This is a genomic window from Paenibacillus nasutitermitis, from assembly GCF_014641075.1.
Lineage (GTDB): Bacteria > Bacillota > Bacilli > Paenibacillales > Paenibacillaceae > Paenibacillus_Z > Paenibacillus_Z nasutitermitis.
The window spans coordinates 1,004,094-1,029,551 of sequence record NZ_BMHP01000002.1 but is presented as its reverse complement, the minus strand read 5'-3'; the positions used below and the strand labels follow the sequence as shown (position 1 = coordinate 1,029,551).

23 protein-coding genes are annotated in these 25,458 nt (G+C 50.2%); 16 read left to right on the top strand and 7 right to left on the bottom strand.

Features of this window, described 5'->3' with window-relative positions; genetic code table 11:
• Positions 1 to 12 precede the first annotated feature (12 nt).
• The 4 genes from IEY46_RS14955 (at position 13) to IEY46_RS14940 (ending at position 4,837) form a co-directional block, all read left to right on the top strand.
• The gene (locus IEY46_RS14955) at positions 13 to 1,188 is read left to right on the top strand and encodes an ABC transporter permease (protein ID WP_188992780.1); all 1,176 of its coding nucleotides are present in this window, start codon (positions 13 to 15) and stop codon (positions 1,186 to 1,188) included.
• On the top strand, positions 1,181 to 2,359 hold the full coding sequence (locus IEY46_RS14950; protein WP_188992779.1) for an ABC transporter permease: 1,179 nt from the start codon (positions 1,181 to 1,183) through the stop codon (positions 2,357 to 2,359). The genes IEY46_RS14955 and IEY46_RS14950 overlap by 8 nt, the downstream gene beginning before the upstream one ends.
• A 126-nt stretch (positions 2,360 to 2,485) precedes the next feature.
• Positions 2,486 to 2,704: a hypothetical protein gene (locus tag IEY46_RS14945; protein WP_229750305.1), complete on the top strand. Its 219-nt coding sequence runs from the start codon at positions 2,486 to 2,488 to the stop codon at positions 2,702 to 2,704.
• Positions 2,705 to 2,857: 153 nt separating this feature from the next.
• Positions 2,858 to 4,837, top strand: coding sequence for a stalk domain-containing protein (locus IEY46_RS14940; protein WP_188992777.1), 1,980 nt, complete (start codon positions 2,858 to 2,860; stop codon positions 4,835 to 4,837).
• A gap of 133 nt (positions 4,838 to 4,970) precedes the next feature.
• Here IEY46_RS14940 and IEY46_RS14935 read toward each other — a convergent pair whose 3' ends face one another.
• Genes IEY46_RS14935 through IEY46_RS14925 form a run of 3 tightly spaced genes read right to left on the bottom strand, consistent with a single transcriptional unit; the run spans position 4,971 to position 8,056 of the window.
• On the bottom strand, positions 4,971 to 6,053 hold the full coding sequence (locus tag IEY46_RS14935; RefSeq protein ID WP_188992776.1) for a Gfo/Idh/MocA family protein: 1,083 nt from the start codon (positions 6,051 to 6,053) through the stop codon (positions 4,971 to 4,973).
• Entirely contained in the window at positions 6,046 to 7,020 is a 975-nt protein-coding gene (locus tag IEY46_RS14930) for an AraC family transcriptional regulator (protein WP_188992775.1), read from the bottom strand. The genes IEY46_RS14935 and IEY46_RS14930 overlap by 8 nt, the downstream gene beginning before the upstream one ends.
• 43 nt (positions 7,021 to 7,063) lie before the next feature.
• A complete protein-coding gene (locus IEY46_RS14925) occupies positions 7,064 to 8,056 on the bottom strand; it encodes a Gfo/Idh/MocA family protein (RefSeq protein WP_188992774.1) in 993 nt (330 codons plus the stop codon).
• Positions 8,057 to 8,321: 265 nt separating this feature from the next.
• On the opposite strand from IEY46_RS14925, the gene yidD reads away from it, so the two are divergent.
• The 7 genes from yidD (at position 8,322) to IEY46_RS14895 (ending at position 14,602) form a co-directional block, all read left to right on the top strand.
• A complete protein-coding gene (yidD, locus tag IEY46_RS14920) occupies positions 8,322 to 8,600 on the top strand; it encodes a membrane protein insertion efficiency factor YidD (protein WP_188992773.1) in 279 nt (92 codons plus the stop codon).
• Positions 8,601 to 8,675: 75 nt separating this feature from the next.
• The gene (locus tag IEY46_RS36780) at positions 8,676 to 8,804 is read left to right on the top strand and encodes a hypothetical protein (RefSeq protein WP_268239519.1); all 129 of its coding nucleotides are present in this window, start codon (positions 8,676 to 8,678) and stop codon (positions 8,802 to 8,804) included.
• Positions 8,805 to 9,027: 223 nt separating this feature from the next.
• Entirely contained in the window at positions 9,028 to 11,049 is a 2,022-nt protein-coding gene (metG, locus tag IEY46_RS14915) for a methionine--tRNA ligase (protein WP_188992772.1), read from the top strand.
• 120 nt (positions 11,050 to 11,169) lie between these two features.
• On the top strand, positions 11,170 to 12,129 hold the full coding sequence (locus tag IEY46_RS14910; RefSeq protein WP_188992771.1) for a metal ABC transporter solute-binding protein, Zn/Mn family: 960 nt from the start codon (positions 11,170 to 11,172) through the stop codon (positions 12,127 to 12,129).
• 80 nt (positions 12,130 to 12,209) lie between these two features.
• On the top strand, positions 12,210 to 13,007 hold the full coding sequence (locus IEY46_RS14905) for a metal ABC transporter ATP-binding protein (protein WP_188993874.1): 798 nt from the start codon (positions 12,210 to 12,212) through the stop codon (positions 13,005 to 13,007).
• Positions 13,008 to 13,011: 4 nt separating this feature from the next.
• On the top strand, positions 13,012 to 13,818 hold the full coding sequence (locus IEY46_RS14900; protein ID WP_188993872.1) for a metal ABC transporter permease: 807 nt from the start codon (positions 13,012 to 13,014) through the stop codon (positions 13,816 to 13,818).
• 70 nt (positions 13,819 to 13,888) lie between these two features.
• Entirely contained in the window at positions 13,889 to 14,602 is a 714-nt protein-coding gene (locus IEY46_RS14895; RefSeq protein ID WP_188992770.1) for a cytochrome c biogenesis CcdA family protein, read from the top strand.
• Here the strand turns inward: IEY46_RS14895 and splB are convergent.
• Positions 14,599 to 15,660: a spore photoproduct lyase gene (splB, locus tag IEY46_RS14890; protein ID WP_188992769.1), complete on the bottom strand. Its 1,062-nt coding sequence runs from the start codon at positions 15,658 to 15,660 to the stop codon at positions 14,599 to 14,601. The genes IEY46_RS14895 and splB overlap by 4 nt on opposite strands.
• Positions 15,661 to 15,844: 184 nt before the next feature.
• Between splB and mntR the strand changes: the two genes are divergently transcribed.
• Positions 15,845 to 16,267 carry a transcriptional regulator MntR gene (gene mntR, locus IEY46_RS14885; RefSeq protein WP_188992768.1) on the top strand — a complete coding sequence of 141 codons (423 nt, stop codon included), beginning with the start codon at positions 15,845 to 15,847 and terminating at the stop codon, positions 16,265 to 16,267.
• Between the two features lie 362 nt (positions 16,268 to 16,629).
• Here the strand turns inward: mntR and IEY46_RS14880 are convergent, their stop codons facing one another.
• Both IEY46_RS14880 and IEY46_RS14875 read right to left on the bottom strand, forming a co-directional pair.
• On the bottom strand, positions 16,630 to 17,502 hold the full coding sequence (locus IEY46_RS14880; RefSeq protein WP_188992767.1) for a carbohydrate ABC transporter permease: 873 nt from the start codon (positions 17,500 to 17,502) through the stop codon (positions 16,630 to 16,632).
• A 42-nt stretch (positions 17,503 to 17,544) separates the two neighbouring features.
• On the bottom strand, positions 17,545 to 18,402 hold the full coding sequence (locus tag IEY46_RS14875) for an ABC transporter permease (protein WP_229750387.1): 858 nt from the start codon (positions 18,400 to 18,402) through the stop codon (positions 17,545 to 17,547).
• Between the two features lie 237 nt (positions 18,403 to 18,639).
• On the opposite strand from IEY46_RS14875, the gene IEY46_RS14870 reads away from it, so the two are divergent.
• From IEY46_RS14870 to IEY46_RS14855, 4 genes are all read left to right on the top strand, one after another.
• Entirely contained in the window at positions 18,640 to 20,478 is a 1,839-nt protein-coding gene (locus tag IEY46_RS14870) for a sensor histidine kinase (protein WP_188992766.1), read from the top strand.
• Positions 20,456 to 22,084, top strand: a complete 1,629-nt coding sequence (locus IEY46_RS14865) for a response regulator transcription factor (RefSeq protein ID WP_188992765.1) — start codon at positions 20,456 to 20,458, stop codon at positions 22,082 to 22,084. The genes IEY46_RS14870 and IEY46_RS14865 overlap by 23 nt, the downstream gene beginning before the upstream one ends.
• A gap of 87 nt (positions 22,085 to 22,171) precedes the next feature.
• Complete coding sequence (locus IEY46_RS14860; protein ID WP_188992764.1) at positions 22,172 to 23,860, top strand: type 2 periplasmic-binding domain-containing protein; 1,689 nt, start codon at positions 22,172 to 22,174, stop codon at positions 23,858 to 23,860.
• 376 nt (positions 23,861 to 24,236) lie between these two features.
• Complete coding sequence (locus IEY46_RS14855; protein ID WP_188992763.1) at positions 24,237 to 25,145, top strand: patatin-like phospholipase family protein; 909 nt, start codon at positions 24,237 to 24,239, stop codon at positions 25,143 to 25,145.
• Positions 25,146 to 25,154: 9 nt separating this feature from the next.
• On the opposite strand, the gene IEY46_RS14850 is transcribed toward IEY46_RS14855, so the two are convergent.
• Positions 25,155 to 25,445, bottom strand: a complete 291-nt coding sequence (locus tag IEY46_RS14850; RefSeq protein ID WP_229750304.1) for a PRA1 family protein — start codon at positions 25,443 to 25,445, stop codon at positions 25,155 to 25,157.
• Positions 25,446 to 25,458: the final 13 nt, after the last annotated feature.

The window sequence follows — 25,458 nt, the reverse complement described above, 5'->3', positions numbered from 1 at the left end:
AGGAGGGGAAAGATGAAAATCTGGTATTTTACCGCTTATTACGATTTTGTGCAATATATTCGGATGAAGGTTGTTGTTATTATCATGTTTGGCTTGCCTCTGCTGCTTATTTTCCTTCTGGGAAGTGCCTTCAGCGGAGGGATGAAACCTGTCAAAATTGCCGTTTACAATGCGGATAAAGGGGCAATGCAAAGCTCGGTGCAGGCATTTATGAACGATCCTGCTTTGACTGCTACCGCTGTCTTCAAATCCACCCATTCGGAGACAGAGATTCTGAACGGGGTCAAAAACGGGAGTGCCGATTACGGAATCGTCATTCCAGCCGATTTCTCGGAACAGGCGCTGGCGGGACGCGATGCGTATATGAACAGCTACCCAGGACGCGGTGATATGGAGAATCGGTTTGCGGAAGCCCTGATGAACCGTTTTCTAAGCGTCATCCAGACCAAACAGACGATAGAAGCTGTTATGGGCGGCAGTGGAGGGACAACAACTTCCACGAGCCAGTCTGAAGCGTCTTCAAGCCGCGTAGAAGAAGCCATCGTATTGGCTGAGCTTGTCGGGGGAAGCAGCTCTGCCTTTGGAGAAGTATCAGCCATTCAGTATTATGCAGGCAGTTATCTGATCATGTTTCTGTTGTACTCCGGCATGCCGGCCGCATTGTCTTTGCTGGACGAGAAGCGGCGGGGGACCTTGGGGCGACTGTATTCCCTTCCACAGCGGTGGTCGTTGATCATCGCAGGCAGAATAACCTCCATCACGATATTCGCAGCGATTCAATCGCTCACCATTATCGTATTCTCCTGGCTGGTGTTTGGCGTAGAATGGGGGAACCGGCTCGGTCAACTGGCACTCGTTTGCCTGCTTGCCTCATTGAGTGCAGTAGGACTCAGTCTTGTTATTGCCTCGATCGTGAAAACCGAAAAGGCCACTCAATCCGTATTCTCGATCATCGTATTGCTCATGACCTTCCTCAGCGGAGGGATGGTTCCCGATCTGGGCGATACCGTTCTGAACGTCGGTAAATTCACTGTTAATCATTGGGCGGTCACCACCATCAGACAAATGATGGATGGCGGTGCGGATATACTGGTTTGGAAGGGAATCGGAATCCTTGCGGGAATAACGGTACTCTTGTTGACCATCGCATTATTACGAATGAAGAAAGTGGTGGGTATGGATGCATAGTCTGATTATTGCCGGGTCCATGATTCGCAGAACGATCGGACAGCGCAAAGGGTTTATGTTTCTTGTGCTGCTTCCTGCACTTGCGCTTTCCGGAATTGTAGGGATCTTCGGATTCTCCGAAGGGGAGAGTGAATATGCAATAGCGGTCTCCAACGAGGATAACGGTATGCTGGGTGCCGTGCTGGTTGAAAATGTGCTGGGAGACGAAGACCAACAGGAGAAACGAACGATTAAACTGCTGCCGGGGAATTGGCAGAGCGAGGCTTCGCTTGAAGCAGCCGTGTATGAAGGCACAGCGGATTTGGGTTTGTACATTCCAGCCGGGTTCACCGCCATGCTGAAAAACGGGGAGCGTCCGCAAGTGAAGCTGCTGCGCAAGGAAGTCCAACCGTGGAATGCGGCGTTGGAACAGGAGCTTTCTGCAGAAGCCGAACAGTTGGCGTCCTTGATGCAGGCGGCTGGCTTGTCCAAGAATGGCATAACCAGTACATCGCTGAAGCGGATGCTGGATGAACGTGGCAGTCATTTAATCAGCCTTCAGCGCGGGGATACTTCCCAGGTGAGACCGCAAGTTTCATTCCATGTGCTCATCAACGGGACGATGCTGATGTTCATGATGCTGGCCATCAATCAATCCGTGCAGGTTGTTATGGAGGATCGTGAAAAAAGAACGATGGCGCGTATGTTTACAGCTCCGCTGCACGGATATGAAATCGCTCTTGGCAATTTTATCGGCAGCTTGCTTGTTGGGACGATTCAACTGGTCATCGTGCTCACGGCCACGCGGCTTATTTTCTCTTATAACTTCGGGATCGGATTCTTTCCTCATCTTCTCATATTGGAATGTTTTCTGCTTGCTGTGATCGGACTTGCGACAGCGGTCGCCGGCCTCGTGAGAAATGTGGATCAGCTTTCGCAATTGAATAATCTGGTGGTGACGCCGACCTGCATGCTGGGCGGTTGTTTCTGGCCGCTGGGCATTATGCCGGAATTCATGCAAAAGCTTTCTAATTTCACCCCGCAGAAATGGGCGATGGAAGCGCTTAGCAGCCTGGCTTTCGGAAACGAACTGGCCGCCATCGTGCTTCCGCTCGGTATTATGCTGCTGTTTGCCGCAGTGCTACTGGCATTCGGCGCCTTTGTCCTTCAGCCAAGCCGCAAATCCGCTTGATGGCTTGAATTTTTTTCGCAAGACTTCAGATGATTCATACTGCCTGGTTGCATTCACGCGGTGAATACGTTACATTCGAAACGTGTTGTTTACAGAAACAAAGCGACAGGGAGCGATTTAAATTTTATGTGGCAGCAGATTTGGTTTATCGTCAATATGTTTTTTGTGGCCTTACTGATCATTTTTTTATTCAGTCACCGTTCCGTCATACAGGCACGTCAGGAGAAGGCTGAGCAGCGAATCAGAAGTGCTGTCCGCAAGCGCTTCGTATTTGGCGTTCTGACGGTATTGGCATTTCTTGGAATGTCGCTAAGCTTCGTGATGAACATGAAAGTCAACGGGTGAAGAATGTGTCGAATTCTTGTCTGTTTGCGTTTCTCTCGCAACTTTTCCCCGGCACTAAGCGTTAAATGTGTCATGGAAGCTTGCTGGTGGCCTTCTTAATCCTGAAGCTGGCGAAGGGGCTGTCATACTACAGAGAAACAAAGGAGATAGAGAATGAAATCACTGAAGTCTTTAAAATGGATCCTGATATTATCTTTCCTGGTCCTGCCGTTTGCTAACGTCGCCGGTTCCAATGTATCGGCTGCAGGTAAAATGTCCGATCAGCTTATGCTGACGCTCAACAGCAAGACAATGGTGCATAACGGTGTTACCATGAATTCGGTACAGCCGGTTACCGTACAGAATGGCACTTCATTTATTGCGCTGAGCTCGATATCGGCGCGTTATGGTTATACAGTTTCCTTCAACGCAGCAACAAAGGAAATTACAGCCGTGGGCAACTCGCATGAGCTGATATTTAAAATCGGCAGTACGATTATTTACGGCGACGGACAGCCTGTCAAAACGGCTCTCGCCCCGTATATTCTCAACGGATCGACGATGATTCCAGTTCGGACCTGGTCGAATCTGAGTGGAAGCACATTGGATTTCAGCGGCAAGAAAATTACGCTTTCCTGGAACGTGCTCAAGCAGCCGACAGCCGATTTCTCGATCGAGCCTGGCGAGATTTATGCCGGAGAGACGGTTGTCAACTATATCGATAAATCGACCAACCCAAGCGGCCTGCCTTTCGTGGATGACCGCTATACGGGAAGGATGGAAGTGTTCCCGGAAGCGGGGAGCTATACCATTACAAGACAGGTTCAGGATGTAAACGGCCTGTGGAGCGATCCCTACTCGGTTACGGTTCAGGTTAAGCCGCAGAACATGCCGCCGGTTGCCGGCTTCAAGACAGAGAAGCAGGAGTACCGGATCGGCGAGCGCGTAAACTATACGGATCTCAGTTCGGATGACAATAATGCCATCGTGCGCAGAACCTGGGGCGGCGATAAACAAGATGTTTATTTCGAACCGGGCGTGAAGACGATTACCCTGGAAGTTGAGGATTCCAAGGGATTGACCAATTCGATCACCCAGACGATCAACGTCACGGATGAAGTGCTTTACACCAAGGATGAGTACAATAAACTGTTTACCCCGACTGGCGAGAAGTTTGCCATTGACGGCGATTCGGTACTTAAATTCCCGTCATTGCCTTACAAAATCCAGGATGAGGGAGCCCAGTTTGTACGAAGCAACAGCCCGGAAATACTGCTGGGTGAAGGACTTGCTTACGTTTCGCAGCTGACTGGTCAAGTTCGGTTTATGTTCCATAATGTCAACAATGTGGGTTACCCGGTAAAAATTCATCTGGTTGCCACGAACAATAACAGCTCGTCCGTAACCGTGAACACAGGCGCGGTTGGTATTGGCGGACCGGATCCTTATGTAGATAAATCCGGCAAGATGGCGACACTGCGTTATATGAATTCATTAGTGGCGAATCCGACGCCGACAACGACAACGATCAAGCCTGGGCAATCCGTAACCCTGTTACCGGAAATATCCAAGGTTCCGCTCAAGCAGAATGATGTCTTTACCGCTTATGCGGATTTATATGCGGACAAAGAACTGACATACCGCGTTGTGGTGGTCGCTTCCGCGAAGGATCCAATAAAAGAATGGAACAAACTGAACGTCCTGGAGCGTAACGATGTCCATGTACGCGGCACCTTCAACAAAGCGAATCGTGCAATCGAAATGTCGGAGACTTTGGGCGCTGAACCTCAGCGCATCATTTTGGGCGACCGCACCATGGACAAATATACCGACGGAATTGATGAAATCACAGGACAGCTTGAACTGAATACGGGTAACTTCGGCGTACTCTACAAAATGAGACTGCAGAATGTAGCACCCCACACCTTGATCGCTTTGAATCCCCGGGGAGGCAATTATACCGGAGCGATGATAGTGAATGGTCAAGTTGTTCAGGTCACCAACAGCAGTATATTGAAAGATAGTGGTGAGGCGGCTGTTCTATACCGCACTGGCGATTCAGCGGAATCAGTTGAAATTGTATTTACGATTTCAGCAGGGAGCAACCTTCCGATAGCGATGCTGTTTCTGCCTATGCCGGCTAAACGTTTCTAAAACTAATCAGAGAAGGAGGCACCCACATCCGGGTGCCTCCTTTCCAATTAAAAAGGCCTTGTCCCAGGAGCAGAGGAAGCTGCTTCAAGGGACAAGGCCTTTTTTATGAACCGTGATGGGATCTGGTTAGAAATTAATAAGGAAGCTCAATCGACACTTCCCGTTTCAAATCGGCGGAACGCAGCACGCCGTCGATGATTGCCTGTTGAATCAGAATCTGTTCGCCAGGAATAGGAGCAGGCAGGCCATCACGTACAGCATCTACGAAATCGCGAACCTTCTCAAAGAAAAGCTCTTTGGAATGCTCGATTACCGGAACCGGCGTTGAGGTCTGCTGGCCCATAAAATCATGGAACAGCGTCATGCTGCCGACCTTGCCATCCCATACGCCCGACCAGTTCCCCGTTCCGTGCGGCTCGACTTTAAGTCCGCCGTCCGTGCCCAGAAAGATCGTCGAACCCAGCGAGTCCATATGCATCGCCCAGGAAATCTTGAACTGCAGAACAAGATCATTCTCGAATCGTACTAAGGCGACACCGAAATCCTCAACCTCGAAACGGTCTGCTTCGTTGTGATAGAGCGGATTGGTGCCGAAGTGGTTGGACGTATAGGCGGATACTGTCAACGGGCGCGGGTAGCCCATCGCATTTAGAGCCATATCCAGGGAATAACAGCCGATATCGGCCATAGCGCCTGCGCCGGCAAGATCCTTGCGGATGAATGTGCCGCCTGGCATGCCTCTGCGCCGTCCTCCGCCTGTTTCCACATAATAGACTTTCCCCAGCTTGCCGGACTGTACAATGTCCTGAACGAGCTTCATGTTAGGGTCATAACGCGGCTGGAAGCCGATAGTGAGCATGCTACCGGATTCGCGCGAGGCTTGTACCATATCAACGGCTTCATCCAGCGTGACGGACATCGGCTTCTCCAGCAATACCTGCTTGCCGGCGCGCAGTGCATCGACCGTTGTCAGGTGATGCGAGACGTTAGGCGTACAGATGCTGACGCCGTCCAGGTCCATTTCCAGCATCTTGCGGTGATCTTCGAATGGCTGTGCGTTCTCCAGTGACTGCGATTCGATAAATTGCTTCGCTTTGCCTGGCACAACGTCGGCAACGCCGACAATTTCCACATCCGGCAGCTTTTTGTATTGGTTGACATGGGCATGAGCGATGCCGCCGCTGCCGATAATGCCGATTCGAACGGTTTTAATCATGAGTGGTTTGATCTCCTTTTTTATCCGGCCCCGACGCATCGACTGCCGCTTGATGTGCCCGGAATTGCTTGGGCGTCATGCCGAATCTTTTTTTAAAGACATAATAGAGGTAATTGCCGCTGGCAAAGCCATGCTCAAGGGCAATTTGGTCGATCGGGCTTGCGCCTTCCACAATTGCGGAGCAAATCTGGCTCAGCCGATAGTTTTCGAGATAGGCGCTGAACGAGTCTGCACCCTGTTCCCTGAAGATCCGCTGCAGCTGCCGCCCGCTGATGGGGATGCGTTCCGCAACCTCCTGAAGGGTAATAGGGGATGCATAGTTGTCATGAATAAACTGTGTTGCGATTTTGAACCGGTGCTCGTTCATATTGCGGTTAGGCGGTTCGAACGTCACCGTCGGATCAGAAGAGAGCCGCGATGCGCGCAGGAGGATCTGGATAATCGCCTGCTTGATCGTGGAGTATGCGCCCGGCTGGCCTTCATGCCAGGCTCTGTAGGCGGTAAGGAACCATGCCATGGCGTTATACTGATCCGTCAGTGGAGCAAGCGGAAGAGAGCCGAGCGCATGAATGCACATCTGCGCCTCATGCCGTTCCCATTGCTCTCCCCATAGCGTATCCTCCCCGGCTTCAAGAGGCACAATGTCTATGTGCAGACATAACTCGTCCATGGGATCTCTCTTGTCGGCCTCCTGCTGATGCATCACATTCGGACCCGTGAGATAGAATTGCCCTTCATACACGGGAAAGGTATAGTCTTCGATAATGACGGTTCCTTTGCCGCGCGGTATGAAATGGAACTCATATTCGGAATGCTTGTGAAACCGGATGATTTTGCCCGCAGGGAAGGAAGTCAAATGGCAGCGGTGAACGCGAAAGCCGTATCCGCCCCAGCGGAACTGAATATCAAGCCGGTCGATCGCATCCATTTTCTCGGCCATCAATGCATAAGCAAACGGCTTCGCCATTCCATCACCATACCTTCCCTTGATTTAAATGAAGTATTTTGTATCAGTTTGCCAGCTCGGACAGCTTCACGTGACGCTGCTCGGCTTCGGAAAGATTGGCAGCTTCCATCAGCTTGGTCAGGTCGACAGCAAGACCGATATTTTCTTCGGCGAGAGTATCGTTCTGCACATGTTCAACCCATTGGTCGAAAGCGGATGTACGATTCTGAGGAATCTCGATCGTAACCCATTCATTTTGGCTCAGCTTGTTGCTGCGGACACGGATAGCCTCATCCGGCAATCCGTAGAGCAAAGTGCCTTCTGTGCCGTGAATCTCGACGCAGAAAGGGGAATGGCTGTTGACGAAGCCGGCTTCCACAATTCCGATTGCCCCGTTATCATAACGCAGTGTAGCAACCGCATTGTCCTCCACTTCTTTGCCGGAGACATAGCCGAATGTTGCGCTAACGCTCTGCGGCAGACCCAGGAAAAGACGGACCAGGTACATCGGGTGGCAGCCAAGATCAATCAGAGCGCCGCCTCCGCATTGCTCCCGGCTGAAGAAATGCTCGGGCAGCCAGCCGGCAAGGGCGCCGTTATGCGACAAGCGGACACGGGCCTGCGTTAATTCCCCGAGCAGCCCTTTATTGATGACTTCCTGCGCGGCCAGCGTATACCCGTCATTCAGGCGCGGCAGGGATACCGTTAATTTGACGCCAGCTTCCTTAACGGCTGCCAGGATTTCATTGACTTCCTTTAAAGTAGGCGCGATTACTTTTTCGGTAAAAATATGTTTGCCGGCACGGGCTGCTTTCACCATAACATCACGGTGGATATTGGTAGGTGTATCTACAACGACCGCATCCACATCGGTTCTTGCCAATATTTCATCCAAATCAGCGACAAATGGAACACCAAGCTTCTCTGCGGCTTCTTGGCCGCGGCTTGGGATTTCGTCCCAGACTGCAACGATTTCGGTTCCCGGATTTTGTTGTACCTGTTTTGTGTAATCCCAAGCATGTACATGCCAATAACTGAGCATAGCAACGCGAATCATCGATAAATTCCTCCTCATATAGACATCCTGCAAGAGGATGCTGGTGTCGTCTATTCTTAGTATATCATCCTCTAATTATGCGACACAACGCTACACTAACACAAAAGAATTCGGTCTTAAATGGGTTTAGGTGACATGCTGACTACAAATTTGCGACATTTCCTCTTTTTCATCATAAATTGCATTTGTCAGAATTGACGCATTTCTTTTTTTCCTTCATTATTGAGGGATAGAAGTTGTGAAAAAAGGGAGGTGGGGCGGGCTTATGCGCAGAATCATACAGGCTCCGATCAAAGCGTACCGCAAATTTATTTCGCCGCTTAAGCCGCCTACCTGCCGATTTTATCCGACCTGCTCGGAATATGCACTGCAGGCCATCGACAAACACGGGCCGCTGCGCGGCAGTTGGCTTGCAGCAAGGCGCATTTGCCGCTGTCATCCCTTCCATCCGGGCGGTATCGACCATGTCCCGCCGACCAGGGAAGAGCTTGAAGCCATGAGAATGACCGGCGCTATTGACATGCACAAGCCCGATTCGGTATAGTTTGATCAAGTGAATCCTCATATTCAATGAACGGATAAGTACGATCGCCACGCCCTACACAGAGAGCCGGAGCAGGTGGGAACCGGCAAGGAGCAGCTTTTGGAAAATGGTCCGGGAGAATCCGCTTTCGAACTGTCAGCTGAAAACAGCTGCGGCAAGGGAGCAGCGCATTGGCTGCGTTACCGGCTGACCAACCGTCCATGACTGGACGGTATTAATGAAGCTTTCCCTTTTTATTACGGCTGAGGGGAAAGAAAATTGGGTGGTACCGCGTGAGCGACAAGCTTTCGTCCCATAGTGGATGAGGCTTTTTTTGCGTTTTTTTGGCTGCAGGATTCGTTAAGAGGTTGTTCAAAAAGTCCCCTTTTGATGATGAAGCCAATCAGGAAGTAAAAGAAGAAACATATTAATGAAGGAGGGATTTTTCATGAGCGAGTCAAACAAAACGTTCTATATTACAACACCGATTTATTATCCAAGCGACAAGCTTCACATTGGTCATGCCTATACGACTGTAGCAGGGGATGCCATCGCCCGCTACAAGAGACTGCGCGGCTATGATGTCTGGTATTTGACGGGAACCGACGAGCATGGACAGAAGATTGAACGCAAGGCGCAGGAGAAAGGCAAAAGCCCGCAGCAGTTTGTCGATGATATTGTGGTGTCGATCAAGGATCTGTGGAAGAAACTCGATATTTCAAATGATGATTTCATCCGGACAACGGAGGTGCGGCATAAAGAGGTTGTCGAGGAGGTATTTGACAAGCTTCTGCAGCAAGGTGATATCTACAAAGGCTTGTATGAAGGCTGGTACTGTACCCCTTGCGAATCTTTTTTTCTGGAGCGGCAGCTGGTGGACGGCAAATGCCCGGATTGCGGAAGACCCGTTGAACTGGTCAAGGAAGAAAGCTATTTCTTCCGGATGAGCAATTACGCGGACAGACTGCTCCAATATTACGAAGACAATCCGGATTTCATCCAGCCTGAATCGCGCAAGAATGAGATGATCAACAATTTCATCAAGCCCGGGCTGGAAGATTTAGCTGTTTCCCGCACCACCTACGACTGGGGCATCAAGGTTAAAGGAAATCCCAAGCATGTGATCTATGTATGGATTGACGCGCTGCTTAACTATGTGACCGCTTTGGGCTACCATTCATCGGATTCAAGCAAATTCGATAAATACTGGCCTGCCGATGTTCATTTGATGAGCAAGGAAATCGTTCGTTTCCATACCATTTACTGGCCGATCATTCTAATGGCGCTGGATCTCCCGCTGCCTAAGAAGGTATTCGCCCACGGATGGCTGCTCATGAAGGATGGCAAAATGTCCAAATCCAAAGGAAACGTCGTGGATCCGGTTACGCTGATTGACCGTTACGGTCTCGACGCGCTCCGTTACTATCTGCTTCGCGAGGTGCCGTTCGGCGCTGATGGTACCTTTACCCCGGAGGGATTCATTGAACGGATCAATTTCGATCTGGCCAATGATCTGGGCAATTTGCTGAACCGGACCGTCGCCATGATCGAGAAATATTTCGGAGGTGAAATTCCGGGCTATGAGGGAAGCGTAACGGCCTTTGACGGGTCCCTCTCGGAACTTGCAGCTTCGACTGTCGTTCAGGTGGAAGCGTCAGTGGAGCGAATGGAGTTTTCCGTAGCTCTTGCGGCGATTTGGCAGTTCGTCAGCCGGACCAATAAATATATTGACGAGACCCAGCCATGGGCGCTTGCCAAAAACCCGGAAAAAAGCGGCGAGCTGGCATCGGTTATGCATCACTTGGCCGAATCGCTGCGCATTATTTCCATTCTGCTGCAGCCGTTCCTGACAAATGCCCCGCTTGAAATACGCCGCCAGCTTGGGGTGGAGAGCGAAGAACTGACACAGTGGGACAGCGCCAAGCAGTTTGGATTGATTACGGGCGGTACTCGCGTTCAGAAAGCAGGACCGATCTTCCCCCGTCTGGATGCAGTGGAAGAAACGGCGTTTATCGCGGCCGCAATGAACGGAGGAACGGCGCCGGCTGCTGAACTGGCACCAACTGATGCAGCTGCTGCGGGCAACGGGGATGTTCAAGCCCAGAAACCGGCTTCTCCAGGCACCGCCGATTCTCCCGAGCCGAAAGCTGAAATTGCCATAGATGAGTTCGCCAAGGTGGAGCTGAGGGTCGCGCAGGTCATTGCCGCCGACCATGTGAAGAATGCCGATAAGCTGCTGAAGCTCCAGCTGGATCTGGGCTATGAGCAGCGTCAGGTCGTCTCCGGCATTGCCAAATTTTATACGCCAGAGCAGATGATCGGCCGAAAAGTGATTTGCGTGACCAACCTGAAGCCGGTAAAGCTGCGCGGCGAGATGTCTCAGGGCATGATCCTTGCCGCCTCGCATGGCGATGAATTGACGCTGGCGACCGTTCCGGAAAATATGCAGAATGGCTCAATTGTGAAATAGTATTGAACACCAAACCGCCTGGCGCACCCCGCGCCAGGCGGTTTGTCATTGACAGCCCTGTAACTCATCGATATAATTTATCAGTAATGTTTACGAATATACAATTTGGGGTGTCAGATAATGCAATGCTGGAGAAACAGTATTATTAATAGATGCTTTGTGCTGGCCGCAGCTATCATGCTGGTGATTTTGACAGGCTGCAGCGGTTCGGCGGGCAGCAAGCTGGTTGAAGGCAAGGTGAATGTGGTGACCAGCTTCTATCCCCTTTATTTCCTTGCCAATGAAATCGGCGGCGACAATATCCATGTCATTAATCTTGTACCTGCAGGCGTAGAACCGCATGATTGGAGCCCCAAGAGCCGTGATCTGGATACCGTGTCCAAAGCACAGCTGTTTTTCTATAACGGGGTTGGGCTGGAGGGCTGGGTCGACGGTTTTCTTAAAGGATTGTCCAAGGACAGCCAGCTGGTCACGGTCGCAGCGAGCCAGGATGTCAAGCTTATCCCGGCAGCTGCCGGGGAAGCAGGAGATGAAGAAGTGCAGGATGACCATAAAGGCGGAGTTGATCCCCATACCTGGGTCAGCCCCAAATCCATGATGGTGATGGCAGGAACCGTCCGTGATCACTTGAAGGCGGCAGACCCGGGCCATGCTGCGCAGTATGATGGAAACTATCAGGCCATCCTCAACAAACTTGCCGCGTTGGACGATCAATATGAAGAGAAGCTGGGAGCGGCTGCCCATAAGGATATTGTCGTTTCCCACCATGCCTTCTCATATCTGGCCCGCGATTACGGGCTTACTCAGCTGTCTATTATGGGGCTGTCGCCAGATGCGGAACCGAAGGCGCAGGATTTGCTGAAGCTATCAAAATATGTCAAAGAGCATGGGATCAAATATATATTCTTTGAAGAGCTTGTCTCCGACGAACTGGCCCGAACGCTTGCCAGGGAAGCCGACGTCGGAACGATGGTACTGAATCCGGTGGAAGGGCTGACTCCCGAGCAGGAGAAGAGAGGCGAGGACTATTTCTCGCTAATGGAGCTCAATTTGCAAAATCTTTTACAGGCATTACAATAGGAGAAGGAACATACCCCGCAGCGTTGAGACAGGTTGTCATGATTGGCTGACGCTTTAGGTGGACCAGGGGAGTGATGATTATGCAGTTGGAGAAGGACAATCAGGCACACTGCCATCAGAATGTCATCGAGCTTGAGGATGTCTCGTTTTCTTATGAGCTCAAGCCGGTTATTCAGGACGTCAGCTTTGGTGTGCAGGAGCGAGATTTTGTAGGACTGATCGGCTCCAACGGAGCGGGCAAGACGACGCTGCTGCGGATGATTGTCGGGTTGATCAAGCCTGACTGCGGATCGATCAAGCTGTTTGGACAACCCGTGAAGGATTTCAAGGATTGGAGCCGGGTTGGATATGTGCCGCAGAAAAATTCATTCAATCCGCTGTTTCCCGCTACTGTCCGTGAAGTTGTATTATCCGGGCTTTACAGCGGCAACCGTCTGTTCCGTAAAGTAAGCAAAGCCGATCAGGTCAAATGCGACGAAGCGCTGCATGCCATGAATATAGATGATTTGGCAGCCAAACGAATCGGCCAGTTATCCGGAGGCCAGCAGCAGCGCGCTTTTCTGGCGCGGGCGCTGATCAATAATCCGGCGCTGCTTATTCTGGACGAGCCTACGGTAGGGATCGATGCCGAAACGCAGCAGGGTTTTTTTCATCTCATCAAGCACATGCACCAGCACCATAACATTACGTTTCTGATGGTGTCGCATGATATGGAGATGATCCGCTCTTATTTGGGTCAAGAACCCAAAGGCGAATGCGGGAAGTTGAAATTTTATGTGAAGCATTCCCATGAGCTGGAGGATTGCGGGGAAACGAATTTGACCCATAGCTTGAAAGAGCTGCGTCATTCGATGGAGAAAGGGAAAGTGGGCGTGTAGTTTGCTGGATATCGTTACAAGTGAATTTTTCGGGCGTGCTCTGATCGGGGGCATTCTGATCGGGGTTACTGCCCCTTTGATGGGCCTGTTCCTGGTGCTGCGCCGTCTGGCCATGATTGGCGATACTTTGGCTCATGTATCCATAGCCGGTGTCGCGCTCGGTTTTTTAATCGGCGTGTATCCCATGGGGGTCGGTCTTATTTTTGCCCTGGTTGCGACACTCGCTATTGAGAAGCTGCGCAAAGCTTACAAAACCTACGCGGAGCTGTCCATCGCCATTATTATGTCAGGCGGGGTGGCGCTTGCCTCCTTGCTGTTTACGCTTGGCAAGGGCTTCAATGTCAGTGTCACCGGTTATCTGTTCGGCAGTATCTATACACTGGATACGATAGATCTGGTGTTGATCGGAGTCGTAACCGTTATTGTGCTGCTGGCGGTCCGTATTCATTTCAAAGAGCTGTTCCTGCTCACCTTCGATGAAGATGCGGCCGCAGTCAGCGGACTTCCTACACGTTATTTTAATTTCATGATCAGCGTGCTTACTGCGCTTGTCATCAGCGTTTCCATCAAAATTGTCGGAGCTCTTCTGGTCTCGGCTCTGCTGACTATACCGGCTGCCTGCAGTCTGGTAATCGCACGCAGCTTCCGGCAGTCGGTTATTACGGTAGTGGTGATCGCGGAAATCGCGGTAATCGGCGGTCTGCTGATTGCTGGCATTTGGAATTTGGCGCCTGGCGGCACAATCGTCCTACTGCTGATCGCGCTGCTTCTGCTTCTGCTGTCGGTTAAAGGGAAATCAACAGCAGCCTGATTGCTGCCTGCCGGTAGGCATGTCCACACCAGAGAAATACATTTCTTTCTAAAGGAGAGGTAAGAATCTCATGTCTGAAGTTACCATATGGGCCGCTTTCGGCGCGGGAATTGCTTCTTTCATTTCTCCCTGCTGCCTTCCTCTTTATCCTTCTTATCTGTCCTATATCACGGGTGTTTCGGTCAGCGATCTGCGCAGCGAGCGTCCCGGCAAACAAGTCCGCATCCGGACGATGAGCCACACGCTATTTTTTATACTGGGCTTTTCGGTTGTGTACTACACGCTGGGGTATGGTACGAATGCGTTTGCCGATTTATTCTCTGAGTATCAGACGCTGATTCGTCAGCTGTCGGCGGTGCTGATAATTCTGATGGGCCTGATTCTCGTCGGTATTATTCAGCCCAAGGTGCTGATGAAGGAGCGAAAAATGAACATAAAGCTGGGCAAATCCAATTACCTGGCTTCGTTTATATTCGGGATCGGCTTTTCGGCGGGCTGGTCACCCTGTACGGGGCCGATACTGGCGAGCATTTTGCTCCTGGCTGCATCGGAACCCGGTACCTGGTTTGAATTGACGACCGCTTATGCACTGGGGTTTGCGATTCCTTTTTTTGTACTGGCTTTCTTCCTGGGCTCCACCCGCTTCATTGTCCGTTATTCCGGGATTATGATGAAAATCGGCGGCTCGGTCATGCTGCTGATGGGAGTGCTGCTGTTCACCGACCAAATGACCAGAATTACGATCTGGCTGAATGGGATTACGCCGGAATGGCTTAAGTTCTAAGTGAAATAATCGATGGTGGCATCGGGAAAATGATCAAAAATGCGCTCTGAGATAAACAGCCGGAGCGCATTTGCCTGTTCATCGGGGTAGACATATTTGCCTTGGCCCCAGCGCCCCCATTTGTATTTGCGTTTGTCGATATCCATTTCCAGCTTTGTTTTCGGATATCGCCGCTCGATCACATTTTTAGCTGTTTTCGTGAAACGATGCTGAATCATTTCGAACGTCAGGCCAGCTGCCGCTTCTTTGGGCAATGTATCAGCCAGTGAACGGAGCAGCTCCGCATACCCTTCCTGCCACCCCTCATGCCAGATGATCGGCGCAATAATGAAGCCGAGCGGGTATCCGGCCCTGGCCACCTTGCCCGCTGCCTCTATACGCTGTTCAAAACGCGATGTGGCGGGCTCAAAATGCTTAATTACATATTTGCTGTTCACACTGAACCGGATTCGTGTATGGCCATTGTGGCGGGCATCAAGGAGCGAATCGACATAATGGAACTTGGTAACAAAGCGAAGCCTCCCATGTTCCTCGTCCGCCATAAATTCGATCAGCTCGCGAAGGCTTCCCGTAATGGGTTCAAGACCGACCGGATCCGATGTGCAAGCCGCTTCAAAGCGGGTGTTTTCGGGAGCGCGTTCATCAATATAACCTTTGGCTGCCTGCTTGATCTCATCCATATTGACATATACCCGGATGTAAGGCTTGGCTCCCAGAGTCGTTTGCAGGTAACAATAATGGCAGTGGCCCATACAGCCTGTGGCGATTGGGATCGCATATTCGGCCGATGGCTTGGATGGGTCGAACTTCAACGTTTTGCGGATTCCGACCACAAGGGTTCTTTTGGCAATTTTATATTGCTCCAGCTCCGTCCCGCCAGGCAAATTGGTGATCCGGTTGTGCGACGTTGTCATCCGGTAAGGAATGCCGCTCGTCTGTACCCACTCCATAATCCGTTTGCCTTTGGGATAATCGAGGGCGGAGGGTTCGAAATAAACCAGATCGGGCACAAATGAAGAATGAATACGGTCTTGATGTTCAACCGTTAAGGTAGGCATATTCAGCCTCTGGCCTCCTTTGCTCCTGGGATAAACCTAGTTTGCGCAGGCTTGAATGACACCAAACATGGAAAGTTCCAAAACCACAGGTTGCGGTAGGCAGGCCGGGCAGTGTATGATACTAAGAGTAACGGACAGGCAGCCCGTTGTCTGTAGGGACGATGGTGAATGGAGGTTCTTTTTTATGCCGACTCCCAGTATGGAGGATTACCTGGAACGTATTTACAAGCTCATTGATGAAAAAGGGTATGCCCGTGTCTCGGACATAGCGGAAGGGCTGGAAGTACATCCTTCTTCGGTTACAAAAATGATTCAAAAGCTCGATAAAGATAATTATCTCATATATGAGAAATATCGCGGACTTGTTCTGACCAATAAAGGGAAGAAAATGGGCAAGCGCTTGATGGACCGCCATCAGCTGCTGGAATCTTTTTTGACGATTATCGGAGTGCAGGAAGAAAATATTTACAAAGATGTGGAAGGAATCGAGCATCATCTCAGCTGGGATTCCATCACCTGCATCGAAACGCTGGTTGAGTATTTCAAGCGCGATGGCAGCAGGCTTGAAGAATTAAACGGCATTCGCAATGACCTCGACAATGAGTAAGGTAGAAAGATTACAAAAAAAAGCCGCATCCTGGTATTATCCCCTTCAAGTAGACACTCATGAGTAATGAGTGAACGTGGAGGGGATTTTTTTATGGCTAAAAAAGGGAACATTTAAGCTGTACACAGAAGAATTTAAATAAGCTGCTGGTAAGGATTACACGGAGGGATCCGGGAGCTGCTGGCTGTGAAGTTAGGGATCATGCAGGCTATGAAGCACCGGCGATCCCGATGCCCGCTTGTATAAGAAGAGCGCGGGGCAAGAAGTGCCTCCGCGCTGTTTGGTGCACGATCTGGTCGATGTTCGTTATTGGGGGCATGACCACTACCGGGTATATAAAATGGCTCTGGCGATTTAATTCTCTATTCCTTTACAGCGCCGATGACAATACCTTTGACAAAAAATCGCTGCAGAAACGGGTATACGATCAGGATCGGAAGAGCGCCAATAAAAATCTGTGAGGCCCGGAGTGTCCGTTGCGACATGTTGGCGATAACAGCAGGATCAAATCCCGTTGTGCTTCCCTGGACGATAAGCGTCTGCATGAAACTGGCAAGTGGGAGGTTCTCCACCCCCTTCATATAGATAAGACCGTCGAAATAAGCATTCCAGTGTCCCACCATCGTAAACAAGGCGATCGTCGCAAGGGCGGGCAGCGAAATGGGCAGATAGATGGATATGAAGCTCCGGAAATGTCCGGCGCCGTCTATAAAGGTGGCTTCCTCCAGCTCCTTCGGTACAGTGCGGAAGAAATTCAAGAGCAGAATCAAATTATAGACCGAAACGAGGCCCGGCAGGATCAGTGCAAGCAGATTATTCAACAAGCCGAGCTTTAGTATGAGAATATAGCTTGGAATAAGGCCCGCATTAAACAGCATCGTAATAACAAAATACCACAGGTACACGTTTCTTCCGCGAAACACGCGGTTATCTTTGGATAAAGCATAAGCCGCAATCGCGTTTACCGTCAGGGCTAGCGCTGTACCGAGCACGGTACGTTCGACGGATACCCAGAGGGATGTAATAAAGTTGGCATTGTCGAAGGTTTTGACATAAGCATCGATTGTAAAGCCGATTGGCCAGAACGTAACGAGACCGGCGTTGGCAGCAGATGTATCGCTGAAGGAAACCATCAACAAGTGGTACAGCGGGAGCAAGCAGACAATGGAGATGATGGCAAGAAACAAATAGTTGAACACGCTAAATATGCGATAAGGCAGCGTTTTATGATACACGAGTCGTCACCCTTTCAAATAAGCTGATCCGATCTATCCGTGCTAGAAAATACGATATCCGGCAAATCTGTAGGCTAGCCGATACGAGACGATGATTAAGATTAAGCTGATCATGGATTTGAACAAGCTCACCGCCGTGGCAAAGCTGAATTGTCCGCTCAGCAAACCTTCCCGATAAACGAATGTGTCGATAATATCGCCTTGTTGATAGATCATCGGGCTGTACAGGTTAAAGACTTGATCGAAGTTTGCATTCAACACGTTGCCAAGCGCCAGCGTCGCAACAACGATAAGAATCGGAATGAGCGAAGGAATGGTGATATGCATCGTTTGCTTCAACCGACTTGCGCCGTCAACTTCAGCCGCTTCATACAGCGCCGGATTGATTCCGGCAAGCGCCGCAAGAAAGATGATCGTGTTGAATCCGAATTCCTTCCAAACATCGCTGAATATAATCGTCAGCCGGAACCAGGTACCGTCGCCCAAGAAGAAAATCGGTTTGATCCCGAACACATTCGTCAAAAACAAATTGATAATGCCGGTCTGCGCCAGCAGGTCGATCAAGATCCCGCCCAGGGTAACCCACGATAGAAAATGCGGCAGGTAGACGAGCGTCTGGATGGACCGCTTGAACCCCATATTTCGAACCTCGTTTAACAACAGCGCGAAGCTGAACGGGATGATCAAATTTAACACGATCTTGGAACAAGCGAACAGAACGGTATTCCAGGTGATTTTCATAAAGTAGTCATTCTCAAACATGTAACGAAAATGCTTCAACCCAACGAACGGAGAGCCTGTAATTCCCAGTGAAGCCTTATAATCCTGAAAGGCCATCACAATGCCCGACATGGGGATATAGGAAAAAACGAAAACGAACAGCACAGCCGGTAGTACCATAAGATGCAGCACCCAAGGCACTCTGCTTCTTTTTCGCTTATTGGCTGTTTGTGAAACTTTAATTGTGGGATCTGAAGCAATCATCCGGTCCATTGTATTCTCCCCTTCTATAAAATCCCATTTGTATATGAAGCCAAGCCCTGCTATATATATTATCAACACGCATGATCCCGGAAACTATAAGACATTGTTAGGATCGATAGGGTTTTGTCATGGAATTTACCGAAGGGGTGACCTATGAAGTCAGGCAGGGCTATAAGCATTTTCAGGAGAAACATCGGTTCCGGGATGAGTTTGTTTGCGAAGACGAACGGGCTGATCATCATCCTTTTCATTCCGGTCATCATCTTTTTCACCTACTCCAACGGGGTCTCTTCGAATGTCATCAATAAAGAGCTCAAGGCTTCGAATATTAAGCAGCTATCCTTCCTCTCCAGCCAAATCGATTCGCGGGTTAATCAGACGATGGATTTTGCGGTGACATTCTCGCGCGACCCCAACGTGCGCAAATTCAATGGGTTAAAGATCTGGGACGACCGATATGACCGGATGCAGACGAGATATATCATTCAAGAGAAGATGATGCTGCAATCCGGCGTCATGAATATATGGCCGGTCGAGTTTACCGTCTATTCGCAGCAGAACAAAGAAGCCATTTCCAATGCGGCTACCATGGTGAACTATGACGAAGACTATTTGAAAAAGAATGTTACGGGCAAATGGGCATACGGTGACGGGCGGGAGGACGCACAGCAGCTGCCGAAGGCCTTTCATTGGTTTTATAGCGATTCATTCGGACAGCAGGATGCGCTGAGAGGCAGCAATTTAGTCGTCAAATCCAGCTTTCGCCAAGAGAACATACAGAACCTGCTGGACACCTATAAGGCCGGGGGACAAGGCGATCCGATGTTCTATCAAAAGGGTGAAGCTCCGATTCTGAACCGCAGCGCAGATATGGGGCTTACGGATAAGCTCGTCCAACTGCTCGATGCAAGAAGCTGGGAGAATACGATGCAGAAAGATGTTGAAATCGATAACCAACGTTACTTGATCAGTGCTGTGAGATCGCTGTCATTAGGCTGGTATCTGGTAGACATCATGCCGATCGATCAAATATTGGGTCCCATCTCCGCTAGCCGTAATCTATTTTATGTAGCGATGGCCCTGCTCTTCGTGGTAGGTATTTCCTCATCCGTGTTGCTGTATCGCAATGTGCAGATTCCGATTCGCAAGCTGATCCATGGTCTGCAGAGCGTACAGCGGGGGGATTTTTCCGTGCGGATCAGCTCGAACATAAACAACGAATTTGCCTTCTTGTTCTATCGGTTCAATGATATGTCGCAGCAAATCCAAAGCCTGATCGAAAATGTGCTGAACGAGAAGCTGCGGGCAAGGGAAGCGACCTTAAAGCAATTGCAGGCTCAAATTAATCCTCATTTCCTCTACAACTGCATCGGTTATATGATCAATATGGCTCAAATGAAGGACGAAGAGGCTGTCGTTTCGATGGGTCATAATTTAAGCGCTTATTACCGGTACATGACGCGCCTGGAGCGGCCGACGGCATCTCTGAACGAAGAAATTCAACTGATTATTAATTATTTGGATATTCAGAAGCTCCGCAACGGCAGGATCCATTATACTATCGACATTCCGGAAGCCATGCTCAGTCAGCAGGTCCCGCGGCTGCTGCTTCAGCCGATTGTAGAAAACGCCGTTATTCACGGGGTTGGAAAAACCTATTCCTCCGGCGAAATCCGAATTAAAGGGGTAATGACAGGAGGCTTCTGCAAGCTTTATGTCGATGACGATGGTCCGGGAATGACCGAAGAGCAATTGAGCGTGCTTAACCGCACAATGAAACAGCCCCTGCAGGATGATACCGGTTATGGCTTCTGGAATACGAATCAGCGGCTTATCCATCAATTCGGGGATCAATCGCAGCTTGTTTTTTCACAATCCGATCTTGGGGGCTTTCAGACGGAAATCGTTTGGGAACTCCCGTTATCTCCTATTCAGAACCATCATTCCCAGCAAAAAGGAGAAATTTCATATGCAAATGATCATCGTCGATGACGAAGCCCACTGGGTAGACAACTTATCCACGACCAAGCCTTGGCATACGCTGGGCATCGAGCTCGTTCATAAGGCATATTCCGCGCAAGAGGCGCTGGGCATTCTCGATGCCTATCCCATTGACATCGTCATTTCCGATGTCCTCATGCCGGAGATGACGGGTATAGAGCTGATTGAAAAAATTCGCGAGCGCGACAAAAAAATTAAATGCATCATTCTGTCCGGTTATTCGGACTATGAATACACGAAGGAAGCGCTCCGGAATCAGGCTGTCGATTATTTGCTCAAACCGCCGACGGACAACGATTTGTTCAGTGCCGTGAGGTCCGCCATCGACCAGTTGAAGTCAGAATGGGAGAACATTACTTCTTACGAGCGAATGGGAAACATTCTCCGGGACAATCTCCCGCTGTTGCGCGGCCAGCTGCTGCAAAGCGCATTGCGTGGCGAGCGGCTTTCAATGGAAGAATGGGAGCGAAAGCTCGAGAACTATAGCCTGCCCTTCAACTTTGGGAATTGTGCGCTCATGCTCGTCCGAATGGAAGAGGAGTTTGAGCAATACCGCAACAAAGGTCAGCATCTCCTGGAATACGCTATTATCAATATTGCCGAAGAGATTTTCGGCGATTTCGCCTATGTATGGGGCGTCAAGGATGATTATGGTTATCTGTCCATTTTGCTGCAATTTAAGGAGGAGTCTCTCGGCATCGGGATAGACATGAGTATGGAGAAATCTGCCATGCAGCTCCAATCGAAAGTCAAACAATTCTTGAAAGGCACCCTGTCCATCGTACTTTCCGAGCCTTTCCCTTTTCCGGACAGGCTGTCGGACCGGTATCGCCATGCAGTTGCTCACTTCAGGCAAATCGTCGGAGACGAACGGGAATTTGTCATGCGCGCCAGCGACTTGGACAATTCTATGTCCTGCGGGGTGTTGGACACCGTCCACGCTCCCCCGGGATTGAAGAACTTGCTCGAAGCCGGACGATGGGAGTCTGCGGAAGAGAAACTGTCCCACATTTTCGCAGAGCTCGAGGCAAAATGGTCTTATTCCTGGGAGCATTGCCTGGAAGCTGGTTATATGATCGCATCCTCCTATACGTATTATTGCCATCGCAACGGATATATGCTTGAGGGACTGCTGGAGCAGGACTTTCAGCTTCTTCAGACGGGAGAGGCTTTCGCCTCCATCGGCAAGCTTCGGAGTTGGTCCTTTGACGCGCTGGGCAAGCTAAAGGAACGGGCATCCGAGGACGTTAAGGATATCCGCTCTGTGTACGTCAAGAAAATCCAGCGGTTTGTCGAGTCGAATTTGCATCTTGACGTCTCGCTGCGGGCGCTCGCCGATCATGTAAACCTTCATCCCACCCATCTCTCCAAGCTTTATAAATACGAGACCGGGGAAGGCGTAAGCGAATTTGTATTCCGCCTGAGGATGGAGACGGCCTGCCACAAACTGAAGACAACCGACAAGAAGGTTTATGAGATCAGCGCCGAAATTGGCTATTTGGATCCGGCTTATTTTATCAAGGTTTTTAAAAGGCAGTTCGGAACGACGCCGCAAGAATTCAGGGAAGCGCATGAACAACCTAACAGAGTCCTATAGAAACTGAAAAATTCATATAGATGACCTCCTGGGCCAGTTGATAAAGTAACACTAGCAATCATCTTACACTGCAGGGGGATAATCGACATGTTTAAAAGGATGAAAATATGGCTGCCGCTCATCGTCTTGATGCTTATTGTATCGGCTTGCAGCAATGGGAACGAAAAGGGAAATACCGCTGGCCCAAGCACGGAAAGCCCGGCTGCCGCAGAAACGGATACGAAATCCGAAGCCGATCTTGCTTTCGAGAAAGGGAAATATGATCCGCCGATTGAAATCAGTACCGTTATTATGCCGCGGGAGTATACCAAAGGGGAAACGAAGGAAAACAACATTCATGACCGTTGGATGCTGGAAACGCTGGGTCTGAAGCACAAAGACACCTGGTATCCGGCCGGTGGGGATCAATATAAGCAGCAACTCCAGCTTGCGCTGACGTCCGGTGAAAAACTGCCCGATTTCGTCATGGTGCCTACCGATTCCGTACTGACAAACCAGCTTATTGATTCCGGGAATTTTCTGCCGATCGACGAGCTGTTCGAGAAATACGCGAATCAAACGTGGAAGGACCATGCCAAGCAGAATCCCGAGCTGTGGTACCCGTTTATCAAAGACGGCAAGAAGTGGAACCTTCCGATCATGGAGTACACGGACAACGACGATACCCTGCTGTGGCTTCGCGAAGACTGGATGGCGAAGCTTCATCTGGAAGCTCCCAAAACGATAGCCGATCTGGAGATCATTATGGACAAATTCAAAAACGAGAATCCCGACGGACTGGCCCCCAAGGATGTCTATCCGCTTGCCATTACATTGAAAAGCAATACAAACACATGGATGGGCTCGCTTGACTGGCTGTTCGGCGCCTACGGCTCCGTGCAAGAACAGTGGAACAAGGACGCGAACGGAAAATTGGAATACGGCTCTGTAAATCCGGGTGCCAAGCAGGCGTTGGCCAAGCTGCAGGAATGGATGGAGAAGGGCTACATTCACCCGGACTCTGCACTGTGGGACGAAGGAAAATCCGCTGAAATGTGGACAAAAGGAAACGCAGGCATCTTGCCTGGCGCGAACTGGGTCCCGGACTGGCCTGCTCCAGACCTGTTGAAAAACGTGCCTGGCTCGAAATATAAAGCTTATCCAGTGCCTGCGGGACCGGATGGATTGATCGGTACGAAATGGCAAAACTCGGGTGTGAACAGTACCTTTATGATTAATAAGGACGCGAAGCATCCCGAGGCCCTTATTCTTTATTACAATTACTTGCTGGATAACCTGGCAAACCCGAAGGTTGGCAGCAAGTATGAATATGGTTTTGCCCAAGGGTATGACTGGGATATCGTAGATGGTACGCCTACAAGCGATAAAGAGAAAATTAAAGATTTCTTTGACAAATTCCCGTACATTACCGGTCCTGCCCGTATTCCTAATCTGTATATGTCAACGTTGGTCAAGCTGGCGAACGGTGACCAAGCGGTGACGCCATACGAGAAGCAGCAGGCTCAATTCCGCAAGCCTGAAAACTGGTATGCCGCGAAGGTGGTTATGTCTCAAGTTGACATTCGCAAGCAAAACTACTTTACAGGTGCTGCAACCCCAACCATGATTGAAAAATGGAACCTGCTGCGTCAATCCGAGCTGGAAACCTTCAACAAGATCATCTATGGCAAATTGCCTGTAGACGCGTTCGACGAATTCGTAGCGAGCTGGATGAAAAACGGCGGCGAACAAGTAACGAAGGAAGTCAATGAGTGGTTCCAGACCGTAACGCAGTAATAATGACTTGGACATGAAGAATGCGGTACAGCGATCGCGTTAAATTAAAAATGAGGTTGACCAGCTAAATCTGGTTAACCTCTTTTTTGCGTCAGCATTTTCACTTCAAAGAAAAAGACACCCGTTGAGGTGTCTTATCACATCGTATTGGTGGAGGCGAACTGTGGCTGTGCAAAACCACAATTCGCCAAATCCTGTCGGATCAGGTTGCGCAAGCCTTTGGCGAATAGCATGTCAATTGCTCGAATGGGCCGGATTTTTTTGCGTTTGTGCCGCCGCACCTTAAGACATGCTGTTCCCGCATATATATCAACGAACTGCGGTTACCCCTACAGGATTGCGGAATGAAAGACTTAAGGGAAGGGGCATCAGAGATATGAAGCTGATCAACGCCGTTTTTGAAGGCGGGGGGGTCAAAGGCATTTCGCTGGCTGGCGCCATTTGCGCAACGGAAGAACAGGGAATCACCTTCAACCGTGTTGCCGGTACTTCATCGGGAGCCATCGTAGCCGCATTGCTGGCTGCCGGCTATACCTGCAGAGAGATTAGGGAGCTGCTGGAGACGACGCCTTTCCAATCGTTTCTGAGGCGCGGCTTCATCTATAATTTGGGGGTGATCGGGCCGGCGCTGCGGCTGATGGTTCACGGCGGATTTTACAGCGGGGCGGGTTTGACTGGCTGGATCGAGCAGCTGCTGGCGAAGAAGGGGGTCCGCACCTTCGGAGATCTGCCGCACTGCAAGCTGCGTATTGTCGCTTCGGACATTTCCAATGGCCGCTTGCTGGTGCTTCCTGATGATATTGTGTACTATGGCCAGGAGCCGAAGAAGATGAATATTGCTGCGGCGGTCCGGATGAGTGCCAGCATTCCGTATTTCTTTGATCCGATCCGGATCAGAATGATGCTCCCTGAAGGGAAGCACGGGCCATGGTCCTATATTGTGGATGGGGGCTTGTTGAGCAATTTTCCGTTATGGATTTTTGACACCGAACAGCGGGGAATGGAGAAACCGGTTCCAACCGTCGGCTATCAGATGGTAGGCAAAAATAAAACCGAACCCCATCGCATCAGGGGTCCGGTCTCCATGTTTCAAGCGATATTCGAAACCATGCTGCAGGCGCATGACGAACGTTACATCAAGAGAAAGAATACCGACCGGACGGTCAAGATTCCGACGCTCGGCATTCGTACCACACAGTTTCATTTGTCGAAGGAACAAAGCGATCAACTGTTTGTCTCCGGCTATGATGCTGCTGCAGCCTTCTTCGAGCAAGCTACCCTATAAAGAGGTGTACTAATGATATTTGGGCAAATTATCATCATCTTTGCCGCCTTCAATGACGCGGAAGGGCATGGCTTTTTTAGTTTTTGTCTTGCCCTGCGCCTGGTCGCGGCGGGGGATTGCTCTTGAGCGCGGTTTGGCTGACCTGGCCCCTCCGGGTGGGAATTTGTAAAGAAGGAAAATAGCACCGAAAACGGCTACGGGAATAATGAGCTGAAAAGGGCTAGTAAGGGATTGGGAAACCAGACCGATCACAACTAATGCCAGGATGACAACAAGCATGGGGCTCATTTTTCGAGACATGACCTTCACCCTT

Excerpts from the sequence above, each read along its gene's own strand:
- IEY46_RS14955 (WP_188992780.1), top strand. The coding sequence starts at position 13 with ATGAAAATCTGGTATTTTACCGCTTATTACGATTTTGTGCAATATATT.
- IEY46_RS14950 (WP_188992779.1), top strand. The coding sequence starts at position 1,181 with ATGCATAGTCTGATTATTGCCGGGTCCATGATTCGCAGAACGATCGGA.
- IEY46_RS14945 (WP_229750305.1), top strand. The coding sequence starts at position 2,486 with ATGTGGCAGCAGATTTGGTTTATCGTCAATATGTTTTTTGTGGCCTTA.
- IEY46_RS14940 (WP_188992777.1), top strand. The coding sequence starts at position 2,858 with ATGAAATCACTGAAGTCTTTAAAATGGATCCTGATATTATCTTTCCTG.
- IEY46_RS14935 (WP_188992776.1), bottom strand. The coding sequence starts at position 6,053 with ATGATTAAAACCGTTCGAATCGGCATTATCGGCAGCGGCGGCATCGCT.
- IEY46_RS14930 (WP_188992775.1), bottom strand. The coding sequence starts at position 7,020 with ATGGCGAAGCCGTTTGCTTATGCATTGATGGCCGAGAAAATGGATGCG.
- IEY46_RS14925 (WP_188992774.1), bottom strand. The coding sequence starts at position 8,056 with ATGATTCGCGTTGCTATGCTCAGTTATTGGCATGTACATGCTTGGGAT.
- yidD (WP_188992773.1), top strand. The coding sequence starts at position 8,322 with ATGCGCAGAATCATACAGGCTCCGATCAAAGCGTACCGCAAATTTATT.
- metG (WP_188992772.1), top strand. The coding sequence starts at position 9,028 with ATGAGCGAGTCAAACAAAACGTTCTATATTACAACACCGATTTATTAT.
- IEY46_RS14910 (WP_188992771.1), top strand. The coding sequence starts at position 11,170 with ATGCAATGCTGGAGAAACAGTATTATTAATAGATGCTTTGTGCTGGCC.
- IEY46_RS14905 (WP_188993874.1), top strand. The coding sequence starts at position 12,210 with ATGCAGTTGGAGAAGGACAATCAGGCACACTGCCATCAGAATGTCATC.
- IEY46_RS14895 (WP_188992770.1), top strand. The coding sequence starts at position 13,889 with ATGTCTGAAGTTACCATATGGGCCGCTTTCGGCGCGGGAATTGCTTCT.
- splB (WP_188992769.1), bottom strand. The coding sequence starts at position 15,660 with ATGCCTACCTTAACGGTTGAACATCAAGACCGTATTCATTCTTCATTT.
- mntR (WP_188992768.1), top strand. The coding sequence starts at position 15,845 with ATGCCGACTCCCAGTATGGAGGATTACCTGGAACGTATTTACAAGCTC.
- IEY46_RS14875 (WP_229750387.1), bottom strand. The coding sequence starts at position 18,402 with ATGGTACTACCGGCTGTGCTGTTCGTTTTCGTTTTTTCCTATATCCCC.
- IEY46_RS14870 (WP_188992766.1), top strand. The coding sequence starts at position 18,640 with ATGAAGTCAGGCAGGGCTATAAGCATTTTCAGGAGAAACATCGGTTCC.
- IEY46_RS14865 (WP_188992765.1), top strand. The coding sequence starts at position 20,456 with ATGCAAATGATCATCGTCGATGACGAAGCCCACTGGGTAGACAACTTA.
- IEY46_RS14860 (WP_188992764.1), top strand. The coding sequence starts at position 22,172 with ATGTTTAAAAGGATGAAAATATGGCTGCCGCTCATCGTCTTGATGCTT.
- IEY46_RS14855 (WP_188992763.1), top strand. The coding sequence starts at position 24,237 with ATGAAGCTGATCAACGCCGTTTTTGAAGGCGGGGGGGTCAAAGGCATT.
- IEY46_RS14850 (WP_229750304.1), bottom strand. The coding sequence starts at position 25,445 with ATGTCTCGAAAAATGAGCCCCATGCTTGTTGTCATCCTGGCATTAGTT.